The sequence below is a fragment of the Hydrogenophaga crassostreae genome, from assembly GCF_001761385.1.
GTDB classification, from domain to species: Bacteria; Pseudomonadota; Gammaproteobacteria; order Burkholderiales; family Burkholderiaceae_C; genus Hydrogenophaga; species Hydrogenophaga crassostreae.
In genome coordinates, this window is the sequence record NZ_CP017476.1 from 4,836,634 (window position 1) to 4,852,582 (window position 15,949).

Sequence of the window (15,949 nt, forward strand, 5' to 3'; positions counted from 1 at the left end):
TCCTGAAACCATGAAATTACTACTGACTTGGGCGCTCTCGGCTTGCGCGCTGCTGCTCGTGGCCTACCTCTACCCAGGGGTTCAGGTGGTGAGCTTTGTCTCCGCCTTGATCGCCGCAGCGGTGATCGGGCTGTTCAACATGCTGCTGCGCCCGGTGCTGGTGGTGTTGACGCTGCCCGTGACCGTGGTGACGCTGGGCCTGTTCCTGTTTGTCATCAACGCGCTGCTGTTCTGGGCCGCAGCGGGCGTGCTGGATGGCTTTCACGTCACCGGCTTCTGGGCGGCCATGCTCGGCTCGCTGATTTACTCGGGCCTGATGTTGATCGTCAACTCGGCCGTGAACTCACTTTTGTCGAGCTGATTCGCGCAGCTGCCGCTCGATCTCGCGGCGGCGTGCGTCCACGATCGCCACCTCGATCACATCGCTGCGCCGCACATCGGCAGGCAAGGCTTGCGCGGCTTTGAGCCGGTCCAGCGCCCCCTCGTTGTCAAAAATGGCCACCCGTGCCTCGGCTTCGCTGCGCAACGCCCGAACACGGTAGCCCAGAGCCGTTTGCGCCCGAGACAGCGTCTGCCAGGCCAGTGCATCGCGCGGATGGATCACGACCCAGCTCTGCAGGCGAGCCGCGGCGAGCACGGGCTGGCCTGAGGCCAAAGCAGCCAGGGCACCCTGCATCACGCCTGCACGGCTTTCACTGGCCAGCGCCGCATCGCGCAAAGCGGCAAAGCGCGCGTCGCTGGCCCCGCCCGGGGCAGCCAGCAACAGCTCCAGCATCAGCGTGTCCAACATGGGTCGGGCATCCGGGGGGCCCTGCTCACGCAGCTGCTGCCCCAGCGCCAGGGCTTCGGCGTGTTGCCCCAGCTGGTGGGCCGACAACACAGCGGCATAGCGCTCACCCAGGCTGGCCTTGGGGCTGCTGCCCGCCTTGAGCCAGGCGCGCCAGCGGTCGGGCCCCCTCTCGGCGAGCACCCGCGCACGCGAAGCCATCAAGGCATGCAGACTCACCGAAGGCAGAGGCAGCGCAGCAAGGTGGGCCGCGTTGCTCAACAGCGGCCCCGACAGCGGCTGTGCGCCGGGCTCCGATGCCAGCCGAAGGCGCATGTCGGCCATGCGCTCGGTGGTCAGCGGGTGGCTTCTCAGGTAAGGGAAATTGCCATCGTCGTTGAGGCGGGAAGCCTGCTGCAGCTTGTCAAACATGCTCACAAACCCCTGGCCGGGAAAGCCTGCCTCGGTCAACACGCCAAAGCCCACCCGATCGGCTTCGCGCTCCATGTCGCGCGAGAAGTTGAGCTGGTTTTGCACCGCCAGCGCCTGGCTGCCCACGATCGCGGCGTTGGCCACATCGACGTTGTTGCGCGCCGCCAGCGCGCCCAGAATCAGCGCGCCCATCAACCAGGGCGTGTCGCTGCCCTGGCGGGCGATCAAGCGGGCAATGTGGCGCTGCGACACGTGGCTGAGTTCGTGTGCCAGGACGCTGGCGAGTTCCTGCGGGCTCTCGGTCACGGCGAGCAGCCCCAGGTTCACGCCCATGTAACCGCCGGGCAAGGCAAAGGCGTTGACCTCCTTGTTGCGGTCGATCATCAGTTCCCAGGCCAGGCGCTCGTACAGCTCAGGCGGCACATCGCCCCGCTCGCGCGCTGCGGTCAGCAATGGCCGCCAGACCGATTGCAGGTAGTCCACCAGCACCGGATCGTCAAAGTAGTCGGGGTCGCGGTAGATCGACCGTGCGATGCTGTCGCCCAGCCGGCGCTCGTCCGCAATCGTGAGCTCAGAGCCATCGCCCAAGCCGGGCAATGCGCCACTGGCGAGCGGAGTCGGCGACCCGGCAGAGGCAGGGCTGGCGGCGTCACTGGCTCGCGTCTGGGCCTGAGCAAGCACGGCGGGTTGCATGGCCAGCAACGCCGCCAGGGCCAGGGCACCCAGGCGGGCACGAGCAAGTCCTTGAGGGGCGCGAGAACCGGAAGATGAAGGGTCAATCTGGTGCATCCCCGTATGATGCCGCCAAAGCCCATTAGTTTCTGTAAAGCGTTAGCAAAGGCCGCCATGAACCCGCCCGCATCCCCGTCAGCGTCCGACAGCAACAGCCCCCTGACCCACTTCGACGCCAACGGCCAGGCCCACATGGTGGACGTGGCCGCCAAAGCCCATACCCACCGCATCGCGGTGGCCGAAGGCCGCATCACCATGGAGCCTGCCACCCTGGCGCTGATCCAGAGCGGAACCGCCAAAAAAGGCGACGTGCTCGGCATCGCCCGCATCGCCGGCATTCAAGGAGCCAAACGCACCAGCGATCTGATCCCGCTGTGCCACCCGATTGCGCTGACCCGGGTTGCGGTGGAGTTCGAGGTGGAACCGGCGACCAACAGCGTGCTGTGCCGCGCAACAGCCGAGTGCACCGGCCAGACCGGCGTGGAAATGGAAGCCCTCTCAGCCGTGAGCGTGGCCCTGCTCACCATCTACGACATGTGCAAGGCCGCCGACCGGGGCATGGCGATCGGCGGGGTGCGGCTGGTGGAGAAGCGGGGGGGGAAGAGTGGGGATTTTGTGGCCAACGGATGAAGCTTTTTCCGCCCGTGTGTGGTTCACGTCACGGTACGGCAAAGCCATCACCAGGCAAGAATCCGACGATTTTTGCCTCGCCATCCATCACAGCAACCCATTCCTGCTTGTGCATCACAGGCAGAAACTTGGCTTGTTCAATGCCGACTTTCGCTCGTGTAAGCAGTTCAACAGCCGCAGTGCCGGTCTCTGGAAAGCGGTCAACGAAAGATTGAAGCGGCTTGGTCCTGGACAGCGCTTTCGGCTTGTAAGTCTCGTCGTAGGGGATGTAAAACTCTGGCCTTTGGGAGTAGTCGCGACCGCCAAACACTGATTCCACCATGACTTCCTTGCGCTCCTCACTGTTGATGGAGTCCCGGATGCCCACGACAACCGGCCCCCCGGTCCAGCGCGGGCGGATTGCGAGAGGGAGAGCCCCAAGCTCCTTGTGAACGTCGTCGCCGTTGTAGTCTGGCATGGAAATCACCCGGAATCGGTCAACCTCGTGCACCAGGAAAAGCGGTCGCGCCTGATGCACCGTGTGCATCCCATAGACCAGCGCACCCAGCTGAATCAAGATCACAAGAGACATGTCGATCAGAATTTCGCGGCGGGGCTTCTTCGGGCTGTACAAGACCAAGGTCAGCAACGGGCCGCAAACCACGTCCACTGTCACCAGAATCAAAAACAGCTTGAGGCCTCCCGACAGCAGGCCATAAGGATGCGGGTACCAGACGAGGAACACCAGGACGGCCGCCATTGCAGCCACCCCCGCCGATGCCAGAAAATGAAAGAGGGCAGCCTTGGACGCCGCCCTCATGCGCAAGTTGAAGGACATAGGCGAAGTTTATCTGCACTCTGCGGGCAAATACTTGGCTGGCAAGGTGCCCAGCACACGATTCGCCATGCCACGAGCGGTCGCGGTGGCATTGGTGGTCCCAGCGCACGCCCAATCTATCGGGCCCTGAGACGCCGCCGTGGGTGCGACGCCGTTGACGTTTGGAGACAACACAAAAGTCAGACCATTGAGCGGAGTTGGGATGCCATTGGCCGCATTCGCAGCCAGGGTCACGTAGATCGGCCAAGTGGCGCTGCCAGCAAATGGCGTACAAACCGTGCCAACAACGCCCGGCGTTTGCACGCACATGTTGGCCACATACTTCGACTGCTTGTCCGCAAGTGGTACAAGATTGAACGCTGCGGCTGCTGAACTCAAGCCCGCCACCGTGTCTGCACTGTATCCCTCGCTCATGAAAGTCTTCGCTGCCGATGCGGCCACAACGGCTTCTGACGTTTTGGCCCGAACTGCGTAGTCTTGATAGGCAGGCAACGCAACGGCCGCAAGGATGCCGATGATGGCCACAACGATCATCAGTTCAATTAGCGTGAAACCACGGTGGTTTGAGCTCTTCATAGGTCGTCCTCTGGACTTTGAAAAAGGACGCATTCTGCGCGCAAGTACGGGTTCATATGCATGGTCCGTGCCACGCATGCAGATCAAATTTTTGTGAGATTTGTCACACCGGGATTGCCCTCAAGTGACATTGTTTGGCCCCCCGGTGAGGCGACCAGACTGGCACGTTTCGACACCCTCCGAACCAAAGCTTCGGTACAGGCCACCAAGCGGGCTTCATGGGGTTGACCAGGAAGACATTCCTATCCCATTCGGCACAGCGCGATGCAGGACTCCAACTTGAGACAAGGCATCAAGTGCGGCCTGCCTGGCCCCACAGAGAGAGAGAGAGGCGCGCCGGGTGGCAACACCCGGGTCGGACGCACACCAACCCCTGGCGAAACTGCGACGCAACTGATGTCCGCGAGAATCGGACGAAAAAAAGGAGGCGCCAAGCGCCTCCCTTTTTAGGTTCTAGCCTCTGCTGCGGCAAGCACAGCAGAAGTGAAATCAACGGCACTCAGCAGGTGCGTACTTGGCTGGCAGCGCAATGGTGGGAGCGACACGGTTGACCAGGCCACGAGCCGTTGCAGTGCTCGCGGTCGAACTTACGCAAGCCCAGTCAATCGCGCCCGAGACTGCAGCGGTAGGAACTGCTTGTTGCACGTTTGGAGAAAAGGTGATTTCGCTGCCGTTCAAGCCAGTGGGAATACCATTCGCAGCCGTGGCAGCGATGGCGACGTTGATCGCCCAGGTAGCACCCGCACCGGGCGCAGCGCAAGCTGCTGCGGTCGCAGGCTGTTGAACGCAAATATTCATCACATACTTGGAGGCCTTCTCAACGACCGCCGTGGAGTTGATACCAGCGGCTGCTGCGTCCATGGCACCAATGCCACCAGTCTGGAAGGCCTCACTCATCACACCCTTCACGGAAGAGGCAGCGATCACGGCCTCGCTCACTTTGGCACGAACGGCGTAATCCTGGTAAGCGGGCAGAGCCACGGCAGCCAGAATACCGATGATGGCCACCACGATCATCAGTTCGATGAGGGTGAAACCTTTTTGCATGGAACGCTTCATTTAAAACTCCTTGAGGGATTGAAAGGGGAAAAACACAATGAGGTGTAAGAGACGGTTTCTATTGAGCAGAGACCGTGCCAACCTGAAATGCGCTGTTTTTTGTGCGCTTTTTCGCGCTTTAGGTCCTTCGGGTGACGTTTTGTGCGCTCTTGCGGGTTTTGGGGTGACGTTTTTTGTCACTTTGCCGCTCGACGACACAAATTGTCACGCGCACATTCAAAGATCGAAGGTTTGCCCGGCGCTCAGCCAGCGAATGTCGTGGCGCACATCACCGACCCGGCTGGGCGTCTGATCGAAGCGTTGCACCTCGGTCATGATCAATCCCGTTTCGGCGGGCTTGGTGTGGGTGATATAGATGGGGTAATGCTGGTGGGTGCCGATGCTGTCGAGCTCGGTGGCCAGCACGCTGGGCGACAGGTGCTTGCTGCGTTGGGCCAGGTCTTTTTCCCGGTCGCTGAAGGCGGTCTCAATGATGAGCATGGCCACAGGCAACTGGTTGACCCGCTGCCAGAAGGCCGGGTTGCGCTCGGTATCGCCACTGAACACCCAGTAGCCCGACTCGGCGGCGGCGGCATAGCCCACGGCGGGCACGGTGTGCACAGCGGGCAAAACCTCCACGGTTTTGCCACCCACCGACAGTTCCTGCCCAACCTCAATGGGCTCGAACCGGACCAGGGGCGAGTCGGCACTCGGTATGGTGGAAAAATCGGGCCAGATCAGGTTGTTGAATATGTGGGTCTTGAGCGCGGCGATGGTGCCGGGCAGCGCATGAACCTGCAGGGGTGACGCTCCTGCGGCGAGTCGGATGGCGGCCACGGCATCGAGCATGAGGGGCAGGCTCGCGATGTGGTCCAGATGGGAATGGGTGAGCAAGACGTGCTGCACCCGGGCCATTTCGGCCAGGGTCAGGTCACCAACGCCGGTGCCCGCATCGATCAGCACATCGTCGTCGAGCAAAAATGACGTGGTTCGACAGCCTTGCGCGATCGCGCCAGAACAGCCCAGGACTCGTACCCGCATTAAAAAACCATCCCTGTGGTTGGCGCCCGCCCTGAAAGACCGCTGCGCTATTTGTTATCAAAAACGGCGATGCCGTCCCACTCGGGGCCGGGCGGCGACGCTTTCATGGAGACTACCCGCTCCGCATAAAGGTGGTAAAGGACTTTTTCCTCACTCTTGCGCCGCAGCTCGATGAGCCGTTGTTCACAAACCTCCCAGGCCTGGGCCCGCCAGGCGCTGAGTGCGAGTTCCCAGAGAGCAAGCTCCTCAGCCAGTTCCGGGGTCAGCTCACTGACCAGGCAACAAGGCGAATAAATATCAACCGACTGGGTTTTGCCCTTCACCCGCACACGGTCCAGCGCTTGCCAGACAAATCCGCTGGCCTGGGACCGGGTGAATTCGCTGACCACGATATCGACACCATACAGACGCGACAACCCTTCCAGCCGGGCGCCCAGATTGACGGCATCGCCAATCACGGTGTAGCTCCGCCGCATGTCAGAGCCCATATCGCCGACGCACATGTCGCCCGTGTTGAGACCCAGACCCAGGCCAATGGGCGTGCTCCCCTGGGCGAGGCGTTGGGCATTGATGGCCCGGAGGGTCCTGGCCATGTCCAGCGCCGCCTGCACGGCCAGCGTCGCATGGTTGTCCATCTTGACGGGGGCACCCCAAAAGGCCATGACGCAGTCACCCATGTATTTGTCGATGGTGCCGCGGTGATCGCGAATCACTCCTGTCATCTGGTTGAACACGGTGTTGAGCAAGCCTTGTAGCTCGACCGGATTCATGGTTTCCGATATCTGGGTGAAGCCACGCATGTCGGAAAACATCACGGTGAGCTGGCGCATTTGCGCTTTCATGGAATAGCTGGCGGGATCTTTCACCATTTCATCCACCAGCGCGGGCGGCACGTAAGTGCCAAACAGATTCGCCAGGTCACGCTTGGCGCGGCTTTCAATCAGATACCCGTAGCTCATGTTCAAAGCAAAGGCAAACGCCGACATCACCAGCGTACTGGCCAGAGGCAGCACCAGGCCATGGCCGACGAAAAGCCAGGTGTTCAGGCCGATGACCATCGCCACCACGGCCACACTCAACAACACCGCCCTTGTGGCACTCAGCAAAGGCAAGGCCAACGCCAGGATCAAGCCCGCGACCACCAGCGTGACCAATTCGTAGCCCAGCGCATAGTCGGGCCTGGTCAGCAACTCGCCGTCCAGCAAACCCGCAATGAGATTGGCATGGGTCTCAACGCCAGGGTAGGTTTCCCCTACTGGCGTTGCCCGCAGATCCAGCAGGCCGGGTGCCGTCGTGCCCACCAGCACAATCTTGTTGGCCAGGCTCCCTGGCGCCACACGGTTGGCCAGCAAGTCGGCGGCTGAGACATACGTAAACGACCCTCCGCGAGGCCCGCCCTTGCCCCGGAACGGAACCAGGGCAGCCACGCGTTCATCCACGTCAATCGACAAAGTTGTCGCGTCTTTCCGCAAGCGAACGCTTTCCAGCGCCTGGTAATCCGATGGCAAAAAACGCTGGCGGGGAAAGCCGGGTGAGATCTCGGGGTCACCCAGCAACACGCGAAACATCGCCAACGCCAAGGATTCGTAGTAACGCCCCTGGTACTCTGCCAGCAACGGCAAGGAGCGCACCACCCCATCGCGATCGGTCAGGGAGTTGAAAAAGCCCGCGCGTGGCGCCGCCTCGGTCAGGGTTGCAATATTGGATCCGTAGCCGTCCCATTGCGTTGCCAGAATGCGCCGGCCCTCCAGAGAGTCACCAGCGATAGCCGGCGACGGCAAAACGCCACTGGTTCGCCCCTCCCGATCACTGGTGAAGTAATACCCCAGCACCACAGGGCGCCCTTCAAGGGCTTTGGCGAACTGGTCGTCGTGGTCCAGTTCAGGCGCCAAAGCTTCCACGCTTTGGGCAAACCCGGGCTGATCGGCCAAAGCACCGTTCGCCAGGCGCCGGAGCTGCACCAGCCCAGCGCTGTCATCGGGTTCGGCGAAAACGGTGTCAAAGCCCAGCACCGCAATCTTCTGGTCTTCAAAAAGCGTGGTCACAAGGCGCGCCATGTGGTGGCGACCCCAGGGCCAGCGCCCGACCTCGGCCAGGCTTTTCTCATCGATATCGACGATCACAACCCGCTCGTCGAGCGTCTCTGGCATGGTGGCACGCAAGCGCGCGTCATAGGCCAGATCGTCCAGGCGCTGCAGTATCCCCATGGGCATCACACCCACGGCATGCAATATCACCAGAATCAGCGGCAGCAGCGTCACCGCAATGCGCGGCCCGTGTTTGCTCAGGGCCTGCATGCTGCGACGGGTGAAACCTGAAGAGAACAGGAAGGGATTGGCAGCGCCGAGCCCAAGGACCCGGCGGCCACAGCAGACATCAGTGCTGGATGAACTGCATCTGCGTGCCGGCCAGTTCGATCACGTCGCCATGCTTCAGATTGAGTGCTTCGGTACCCAAAGCGGTACCGTTGACGGTGGGCTTGACCGCCCCTTCAACCAGGGCCACCACGTAGCCATGTGGACGGCGCGTGATTGCCGCGACAGCCACACCCGGCTTGCCGATGGTTGTCACCACCTTCACGAGGGGCACTTCCCGACCCGTTGCAGCGCCCGACATCACCTTGATCGCAGCGCTACCCACACTGCCAGCGGCAGGGGTTGCGCCCTCGACGGCGCCCGAGTTGATGACCGTGGTCTTTTCGTAATTGTCTGACGCGCCATCGTGAACGAACTTGATCTTGTACTTGCCAATCTCAACCGTGTCCCCGTTTTGCAACTGCTGCTTCTTGATGGCCTTGCCATTCACGTAAGTGCCATTGGTGCTGTTCAGGTCCTCCAGAAACACCTCGGCCCCCGACATCTGCATCACCGCATGTTCCCCGCTGACAGCGAGGTTATCGATAACGATGTCGTTGTATGGCCTGCGACCCAAGGTCGTACGGTCTTTGGTTAGCTGCACTTCTTTGATGACCACGCCATCAATAGAAACGATCATTTTCGGCATGGCCGACTCCTCTGGAACCTGATAAACCAATTCTTAAGCATTCATGTTACCCCAGCATGCGGGACAACAGCCCCCTGCGCATAGGTTTTGCACGGGCATGCGCCAGTATCACCGATATGTTGTCGCGCCCGCCATTGTCGTTGGCCGCGTCAACCAGCGCCCCGGCCTTTTCCTCAAGCGTTCCTTCTGGCTGAAGTATCGCCGCAAGCCCTTCGTCGGTCACCATATCGCTCAAGCCATCGGAGCAAAAGAGGTAAATGTCGCCGTCTTCAACACGGAATTCGTTGACTTCCAACAACACCGTGTCTTCTACACCCAGCGCCCGGGTGACCAGGTTTTTGTGGGTGGCAAACTGCGCCTGTTCGACAGAGATGAGCCCGGCGTCGATTTGCTCCTGCAACAAAGAGTGGTCCCGGGTGAGTTGCTGCAAGGTGGTCCCGCGCAAACGGTAACAGCGCGAATCACCCACATGGCCGATCATGGCCCTCGAACCAGCGAAAACGCCCATCACCAAGGTGGTGCCCATGCCGGCATAGGCCGCATTGGCGTTGGCCGCGTTGAAAATTGAACGGTTGGCGTTGTCAATACAGATTTCCATGGCCCGCTTGAGCTCGCGGGAGCTGGCTTCGCTACCACCCTCGAGCAACCAGCGCCCGAGTTCGGTCTTGACGAACGAGGTTGCCATGGCGCTGGCGACTTCGCCTGCGTTGTATCCGCCCATGCCATCGGCCAGAACCACCAACTGGTTCTCGTCGTCAACCACCACCGAATCCTCGTTGTTGCCGCGGATCAGGCCCGGGTCGGTCTGGGCGAAGTGCTCAATGTTCATGTAACTTGGTCAGGAGAACGCGGAGCCTGGCCGCTTGTCGAATCTGCGGTCCACGCCTGTCACTTTCTATATGGCCAAAGGGCCGGTGTTGTTCGTGCTGTTCACTTCAGAGGTGCGAGGAGATCGCACCAAGGTTGCCTCATAGGGGTCGTCCCCAGCGCTGCTTTGTTGTACCCCTGTCATGTCGCCCCCTTCGGGCAAGGCACTCGCCACACGGTGAAGCTCGGTTGCCAGAGCTTCACCCGTTGCATACCGGTCTTCTGGGGCCTTGCTTAGAGTTCGTTCAAGTATATCTGCCATGGCCTGCGGCATGTCTGGGCGAGCCAAAAGGGGGTTCAGGGGAGGGCTGTTGGCGATGTCGTACATCAGCGCACTCAACGAATCGCCTCGAAACGGCAACGTGCCCGTCAACAATTGGTACAGGGTCACACCGAGCGAATAGAGATCCGAGCGCCCATCGAGCCGTCGGCCTGCCAGTTGCTCTGGCGACATGAAACTCGGGGTGCCCAGAATGGTCCCGGTCTTGGTTCGATTGGCATCGGTGACGCGCGCGATGCCAAAGTCGGTCACCTTCACAGCGGCCGTCACCGCATCAAACATGATGTTGCCGGGCTTGATGTCGCGATGAATCACCTGATGTCGATGGGCATAGTCCAGCGCCTGCGCAACCTGAATGCCGATCTCCAGCACAGCAGCCATGGGAAGCAGTTGGCCTGGCCGGGCGTGAACAACCAGATCCTGGCCGTTGAGAAACTCCATGGCGATAAAGGCGAGGTCGTGCTCTTCGCCCGCATCAAAAATCGTCACGATGTTGGGATGCTGCAAACGCCCGGCGGTTTCGGCCTCCCGGAAGAAGCGCTCACGCGCGTCTTGCAGCTCGTGTCCGTCGAACTCGGCGCTCAAGGCCAGCGTCTTGATCGCCACGACGCGCCCGATTTTGGGATCGCGGCCCTGGTAGACCACCCCCATTGCTCCCTTGCCCAGTTCTCTTTCGATCTGATACCGACCGAGCATCGGCTTTTCAATACCGTCGCCCGTCAGGAGCAGGGTGCCACCGGGATGGCTGGCGTTGCCACCCAGCATCACGGCTTGGGACATGTCCCTGGCCCGGTTCAGACGGCGTTGCAGGTCTCCATCTGCTCCACCCATCTGCAGCATGTGTGCGTACACCGTTTCGGCCTTGGCAAATTGGCGTTTCCGTTCGAAGTCAAGGGCGAGGCCCCTGAGGTTTTCCATCAGGCTTTCACTGTGAGGCACCCGGCGCAAACGATCAAATGCCATGTCCAGCTGGCCCTGGCTTTGTAACGAGAGCCCCATTTGCCGATTGGTTTCGGCCGACTCGGCCTCGCTGCTCAACTTGCGGGATTCGGTGGCGCCAAAGCGGCGTGTCACGAGAGCGAGATGGCCTATCAACAGCAAGGCTGCGGGGAACACCAGTGGCAGCCAGAGCGCCTCATGCGCCAGCAAGAACACCTCCAGGCCCACCATGCCGAGGAACAAGCTGAGGGAGACCCAGGCCCCTCTGGCCGCCGACAAGCGCGGCAACACCAAGGCGAGGTACGCGACCAAGAGGACCAGCACCGCCGGCACCGCGCCGCGACTCCAGCCTGGCGAGGCAATGAAATGGTTCTGCAACAGGCTGGAGGTGGTGTGCGCCAGCATTTCCGCAGGCGACAGCGCGGCGGACACCGGGGTCTTAAAGAAAGTGCCTACGCCGGCGGCGGTGGCGCCGATGATGACCACTTTGTCTTTGTATTTGCTGGCTGGAATCTTGCCTGCAATCACGTCATAGAAGGCGTCTGTAGAGAATGCCGGTTTGCCGTTTCGCGGGGGGTAATACTGTGGCAACACACGCCCTTGCGGGTCGGTTTCGATGCGTCTTGCCCCCAGCATCAAGCCCTCTCCCGGCATCAACTTAACGTCTTCGCGGTTGAGGTTCAGAGTGATGGCCGCCACTGTCAGGGCCATCGACGGTACGGCCTCGCCATCAAATCTCACCAACAGCGGTTCGGCACGTACCGCGCCGTCAACATCCAGCGCCGGGTTCAAATGCGCCACCGCTTGAGCCGCATCACCGAACATGGCCATTGGCTGCTGCGTGGCGGTGGCAGGCATGCCCAGGCTGGCGCCGTCTGGCAAGGTGCTGCGCCGCGCAAAGCCGGGCAATGGCGCATCTGGGCGCCCCGGTGCATCGCCCAAGGTGAACAACGAGGGAATCACCACCCGCCCAGAGGCACGCATGCTGCTGGCCAGAACGGCATCGGAATCAAGGCGCTGTTCCGCAGCGTTGATGTAGTCCCTTAGATAGCGGTCTGCGTTCGGCCCCAGGTCGTTCAATGCAACCGGGCGAGGTGCATCGCCCAGGGTGTCGCGCAAAGCACGAAGGCTTTCCAGGCCGCGGTCTGTCTGAGGCTCAAAGAAGAAGGCCGTGTGTGCGATGGTCTTGGCACCGGCCGCGGACAGTTGGTCGATCAGGCGGGCGTGGACTTCGCGCGGCCATGGCCATCTGCCTATGTTGGCAATGCTGGTGTCATCAATGGCAATGACCGCGATGCGGTCGCTGGGCAAACGTGGTGTCAGTGAGATCGCCGTGTCATACAACTGGAGCTCCAGCCCCGTGAACAGGCGCGTACCTGCCTGCACCAGGATCACGCCCAGAGCAATCCCGATGGCCAGCAGGGCATCAGAGAAGATTCGCCTTTTTTTGCGAGGGGTTGGCAACGGCAATGTAGGTGACACGGATGGCTGGCGCCTGAATAGGGGATGGGCAGTTTCGGGCAAGTGTTATCCAGCCTCGCAGGCTACGCGCATTCACACGGCGTCAAAACGCAAAAAAGGCAACGCTAACGTTGCCTTTTTTGAGGGGGATGCCCGAAATCAGAGCATGGCTTTGAGCAGCTTGGCCATTTCCGATGGGTTGCGCGTGACTTTGAAGCCGCAGGCTTCCATGACCGCCAGCTTGGCATCGGCCGTGTCGGCACCACCAGAGATCAGCGCACCGGCGTGGCCCATGCGCTTGCCGGGAGGGGCGGTCACGCCAGCGATGAAGCCAACGATCGGCTTCTTCATGTTGTCGCGGCACCATTCGGCGGCTTCGGCTTCGTCCGGGCCACCGATTTCGCCGATCATGATGACGGCGTCGGTATCGGGATCTTCGTTGAAAGCGCGCATGACATCGATGTGCTTCAGGCCGTTGATGGGGTCGCCACCAATGCCCACGGCGCTCGACTGGCCCAGACCGATTTCGGTCAGCTGTGCCACGGCTTCATAGGTCAGCGTGCCCGAGCGGGACACGACGCCGATGCGGCCTTTTTTGTGGATGTGGCCGGGCATGATGCCGATCTTGATCTCGTCGGGCGTGATCAAGCCTGGGCAGTTGGGGCCGAGCAGCAAGGTTTTCTTGCCGCCAGCGGCTTCCTTGGCCTTCATCTTGTTGCGCAAGATGAGCATGTCCTTGACCGGGATGCCTTCGGTGATGCAGATCGCCAGATCCAGATCGGCCTCAACGGCCTCCCAGATCGCAGCGGCAGCGCCGGCTGGCGGCACATAGATCACCGACACGGTGGCGTTGGTTTCCGCTGCGGCTTCCTTGACGGAGGCGTAGATCGGGATGTTGAAGATCGACTCACCGGCCTTCTTGGGGTTCACGCCGGCGACAAAACATTCTTTGCCGTTTGCGTATTCCTGGCACTTTTCCGTATGGAACTGGCCGGTCTTGCCGGTGATGCCCTGGGTGATGACTCGGGTGTCTTTGTTGATGTAAATCGACATGGTGTGTTCCTTCGGCGTTAGGCTGCGTTGACCGCGGCGACCACTTTTTCAGCGGCTTCGGCCATGGTGTCGGCGCTGATGATGGGCAGGCCGGATTCGGCCAGCATCTTCTTGCCCAACTGCTCGTTGGTGCCCTTCATGCGAACCACGAGTGGCACGCTCAGGTTGGTGGCTTTGCAGGCCGTGATCACGCCGGTGGCGATCGTGTCGCACTTCATGATGCCGCCGAAGATGTTGACCATGATGGCCTTGACCTTGGTGTTTTTCAGCATGATCTTGAAGGCTTCGGTGACCTTCTCGGGGGTGGCACCGCCGCCCACGTCCAGGAAGTTGGCAGGCTCGGCACCGTACAACTTGATGGTGTCCATGGTGGCCATGGCCAGGCCAGCGCCGTTCACCAGGCAACCGATGTTGCCGTCCAGGCTGATATAGGCCAGGTCGAACTTGGAAGCTTCGATTTCGGCTGCGTCTTCTTCGTCCAGATCGCGGAAAGCCACGATATCGGGATGGCGGAACAGGGCGTTGGGATCGAAGTTGAACTTCGCATCCAGGGCCATCAGGTTGCCTTTGGAGTCGCAGTTCAGCGGGTTGATCTCCACCAGCGACGCATCGGTGTCCATGTAGCACTTGTAGAGCTTGGCGAAGATGTCGATCGCCTGTTCCACAGAATCGCCGGTCAGGCCGATGGCAGCGGCGACTTTTTTCGACTGCTCAGGGGTGATGCCGGTCAGCGGGTCAATCATCTCGGTGATGATTTTCTCGGGCGTGGAATGGGCCACTTCTTCAATGTCCATGCCGCCTTCGCTCGAAGCGATCAGGGCGACCTTTTGCGTCGCGCGGTCGGTGACCAGCGACACATACAGTTCGTTTTTGATGTCGGCGCCGTCTTCAATATAGAGGCGACGCACTTTCTGGCCTTCGGGGCCCGTCTGGTGGGTCTTGAGCTGCATGCCCAGGATTTCGGTCGCCAGGCGTTTGACGTCGTCAATCGACTTGGCCACTTTCACGCCACCGCCCTTGCCACGGCCACCGGCGTGGATCTGGGCTTTGACAACCCACACAGGGCCGCCCAGTTTTTGTGCGGCTTCGACGGCCTCCTGCACAGTAAAAGCAGCAATGCCACGGGGTGTGGGCACGCCGAACTGACGCAAGATTTCCTTGCCTTGGTACTCGTGAATTTTCATGAGGTCTCTCTCAGACTGGGGGGTTTCTCGATCCGGTCAAACCGCAGTCAGCCGGTACGCGGGTACTGGACACAGCAACCCAAGAATGTATCATGCTGCGACGCACCAAAGTGTTGATCACGTATTAGCGTAATGCATAATTATATTGACGCATCTCTGAATCAGAACTGACAAGGGCCCGAGACATGAGCAAGGTATTCATTGATGGCGAAGCCGGCACCACCGGATTGCAGATTCGAGATCGCCTGCAAGGCATGCCCCAGATTCAGGTTTTGAGCATCGCACCCGAGCGCCGCAAGGATCCCGAGGCCAAGCGCGAACTCATGGCACAGGCAGACTTGGTGATTCTCTGCCTGCATGACGACGCGGCCATCGAGTCGGTCGCCATGATCGATGGCTTGCCGGGCAAGAAGCCCCGCATCATCGATGCTTCTACGGCTCACCGCTGCAACGACTCATGGTCCTACGGGTTTCCTGAACTCTGCGCGGAACAGGCCGCCGCTGTGGCCAAGGCCGACCGGGTGGCCAACCCCGGTTGTTACGCCACCGGCGCCATCGCTATCCTGCGTCCCTTGATCGACGCCGGCTTGCTCGCCGCCGACGCGGCTGTTTCCCTGCCTTCGGTGAGTGGCTACTCCGGCGGTGGCCGGGCCATGATCGAAGCTTATGCAAAGGGCGAAGCGCCGCTGCATGAAGCCTACGCCCTGGGCCTAGCCCACAAGCACATCCCCGAGATTCAGCGCTACACCGGCCTGACGCGCCGCCCCATCTTCATTCCAGCGGTGGGCAACTTTGAACAAGGCATGCTGGTGCAATTGCCATTGCACCTGGACCAGCTGCCTGGCCAGCCCAAGGCCAGCGACCTGCACGACGCCCTCATGGCCCATTACGCGAGCAGCGTCGCTCAAGGTGGTTTTGTGCGCGTGGAGCCGGCCACGGCCGACGGCAAGCTCGATGCCACGGCATTGAACAACACCAACCAGCTGGAGATTCGCGTCTTTGCCAATGAAGCGCAGCGACACGCCGTGGTCATTGCCCGCCTGGACAATCTGGGCAAGGGTGCCAGCGGCGCGGCCGTGCAAAACCTGCGGTTGATGCTGGGTCTTTGATCCCGGCCTGTCAGGCAGGCA

At 61.1% G+C, this 15,949-nt stretch carries 14 protein-coding genes; 3 read left to right on the forward strand and 11 right to left on the reverse strand.

Annotated elements, in window-relative coordinates; genetic code table 11:
• Positions 1-10 precede the first annotated feature (10 nt).
• A complete protein-coding gene (locus LPB072_RS22425) occupies positions 11-361 on the forward strand; it encodes a phage holin family protein (RefSeq protein ID WP_066096412.1) in 351 nt (116 codons plus the stop codon).
• Here the strand turns inward: LPB072_RS22425 and LPB072_RS22430 are convergent.
• Positions 344-1,891 (reverse strand): M48 family metalloprotease, encoded by a 1,548-nt coding sequence (locus LPB072_RS22430; protein WP_096349137.1) that lies wholly within the window; start codon positions 1,889-1,891, stop codon positions 344-346. The genes LPB072_RS22425 and LPB072_RS22430 overlap by 18 nt on opposite strands.
• Before the next feature lie 153 nt (positions 1,892-2,044).
• On the opposite strand from LPB072_RS22430, the gene moaC reads away from it, so the two are divergent.
• Positions 2,045-2,560, forward strand: a complete 516-nt coding sequence (gene moaC, locus LPB072_RS22435; RefSeq protein WP_066096415.1) for a cyclic pyranopterin monophosphate synthase MoaC — start codon at positions 2,045-2,047, stop codon at positions 2,558-2,560.
• 28 nt (positions 2,561-2,588) lie between these two features.
• On the opposite strand, the gene LPB072_RS22440 is transcribed toward moaC, so the two are convergent.
• The 10 genes from LPB072_RS22440 to sucC all read right to left on the reverse strand — a co-directional run bounded on the left by LPB072_RS22440 (position 2,589) and on the right by sucC (position 14,819).
• Entirely contained in the window at positions 2,589-3,377 is a 789-nt protein-coding gene (locus LPB072_RS22440; protein WP_066096417.1) for a hypothetical protein, read from the reverse strand.
• A 9-nt stretch (positions 3,378-3,386) separates the two neighbouring features.
• Positions 3,387-3,953 (reverse strand): pilin, encoded by a 567-nt coding sequence (locus tag LPB072_RS22445; RefSeq protein WP_066096421.1) that lies wholly within the window; start codon positions 3,951-3,953, stop codon positions 3,387-3,389.
• Positions 3,954-4,442: 489 nt separating this feature from the next.
• Positions 4,443-5,012: a pilin gene (locus tag LPB072_RS22450; RefSeq protein WP_066096425.1), complete on the reverse strand. Its 570-nt coding sequence runs from the start codon at positions 5,010-5,012 to the stop codon at positions 4,443-4,445.
• A 216-nt stretch (positions 5,013-5,228) separates the two neighbouring features.
• Positions 5,229-6,032 carry a 3',5'-cyclic-nucleotide phosphodiesterase gene (locus LPB072_RS22455; RefSeq protein WP_066096429.1) on the reverse strand — a complete coding sequence of 268 codons (804 nt, stop codon included), beginning with the start codon at positions 6,030-6,032 and terminating at the stop codon, positions 5,229-5,231.
• A 47-nt stretch (positions 6,033-6,079) separates the two neighbouring features.
• Positions 6,080-8,329 carry a CHASE2 domain-containing protein gene (locus tag LPB072_RS22460; protein ID WP_066096432.1) on the reverse strand — a complete coding sequence of 750 codons (2,250 nt, stop codon included), beginning with the start codon at positions 8,327-8,329 and terminating at the stop codon, positions 6,080-6,082.
• Between the two features lie 79 nt (positions 8,330-8,408).
• Positions 8,409-9,035 carry an FHA domain-containing protein gene (locus tag LPB072_RS22465; RefSeq protein WP_066096435.1) on the reverse strand — a complete coding sequence of 209 codons (627 nt, stop codon included), beginning with the start codon at positions 9,033-9,035 and terminating at the stop codon, positions 8,409-8,411.
• A 46-nt stretch (positions 9,036-9,081) separates the two neighbouring features.
• Entirely contained in the window at positions 9,082-9,864 is a 783-nt protein-coding gene (locus LPB072_RS22470; RefSeq protein ID WP_066096437.1) for a Stp1/IreP family PP2C-type Ser/Thr phosphatase, read from the reverse strand.
• A 66-nt stretch (positions 9,865-9,930) separates the two neighbouring features.
• On the reverse strand, positions 9,931-12,603 hold the full coding sequence (locus tag LPB072_RS22475) for a CHASE2 domain-containing serine/threonine-protein kinase (protein WP_231943355.1): 2,673 nt from the start codon (positions 12,601-12,603) through the stop codon (positions 9,931-9,933).
• Positions 12,604-12,741: 138 nt separating this feature from the next.
• Entirely contained in the window at positions 12,742-13,635 is an 894-nt protein-coding gene (gene sucD / locus LPB072_RS22480; RefSeq protein ID WP_066096442.1) for a succinate--CoA ligase subunit alpha, read from the reverse strand.
• Between the two features lie 17 nt (positions 13,636-13,652).
• Positions 13,653-14,819 (reverse strand): ADP-forming succinate--CoA ligase subunit beta, encoded by a 1,167-nt coding sequence (gene sucC / locus LPB072_RS22485; protein ID WP_066096445.1) that lies wholly within the window; start codon positions 14,817-14,819, stop codon positions 13,653-13,655.
• 185 nt (positions 14,820-15,004) lie between these two features.
• Here sucC and argC point away from each other — a divergent pair, with 185 nt between their 5' ends.
• A complete protein-coding gene (gene argC / locus LPB072_RS22490) occupies positions 15,005-15,928 on the forward strand; it encodes an N-acetyl-gamma-glutamyl-phosphate reductase (RefSeq protein ID WP_066096449.1) in 924 nt (307 codons plus the stop codon).
• The last annotated feature ends 21 nt before the right edge of the window (positions 15,929-15,949 follow it).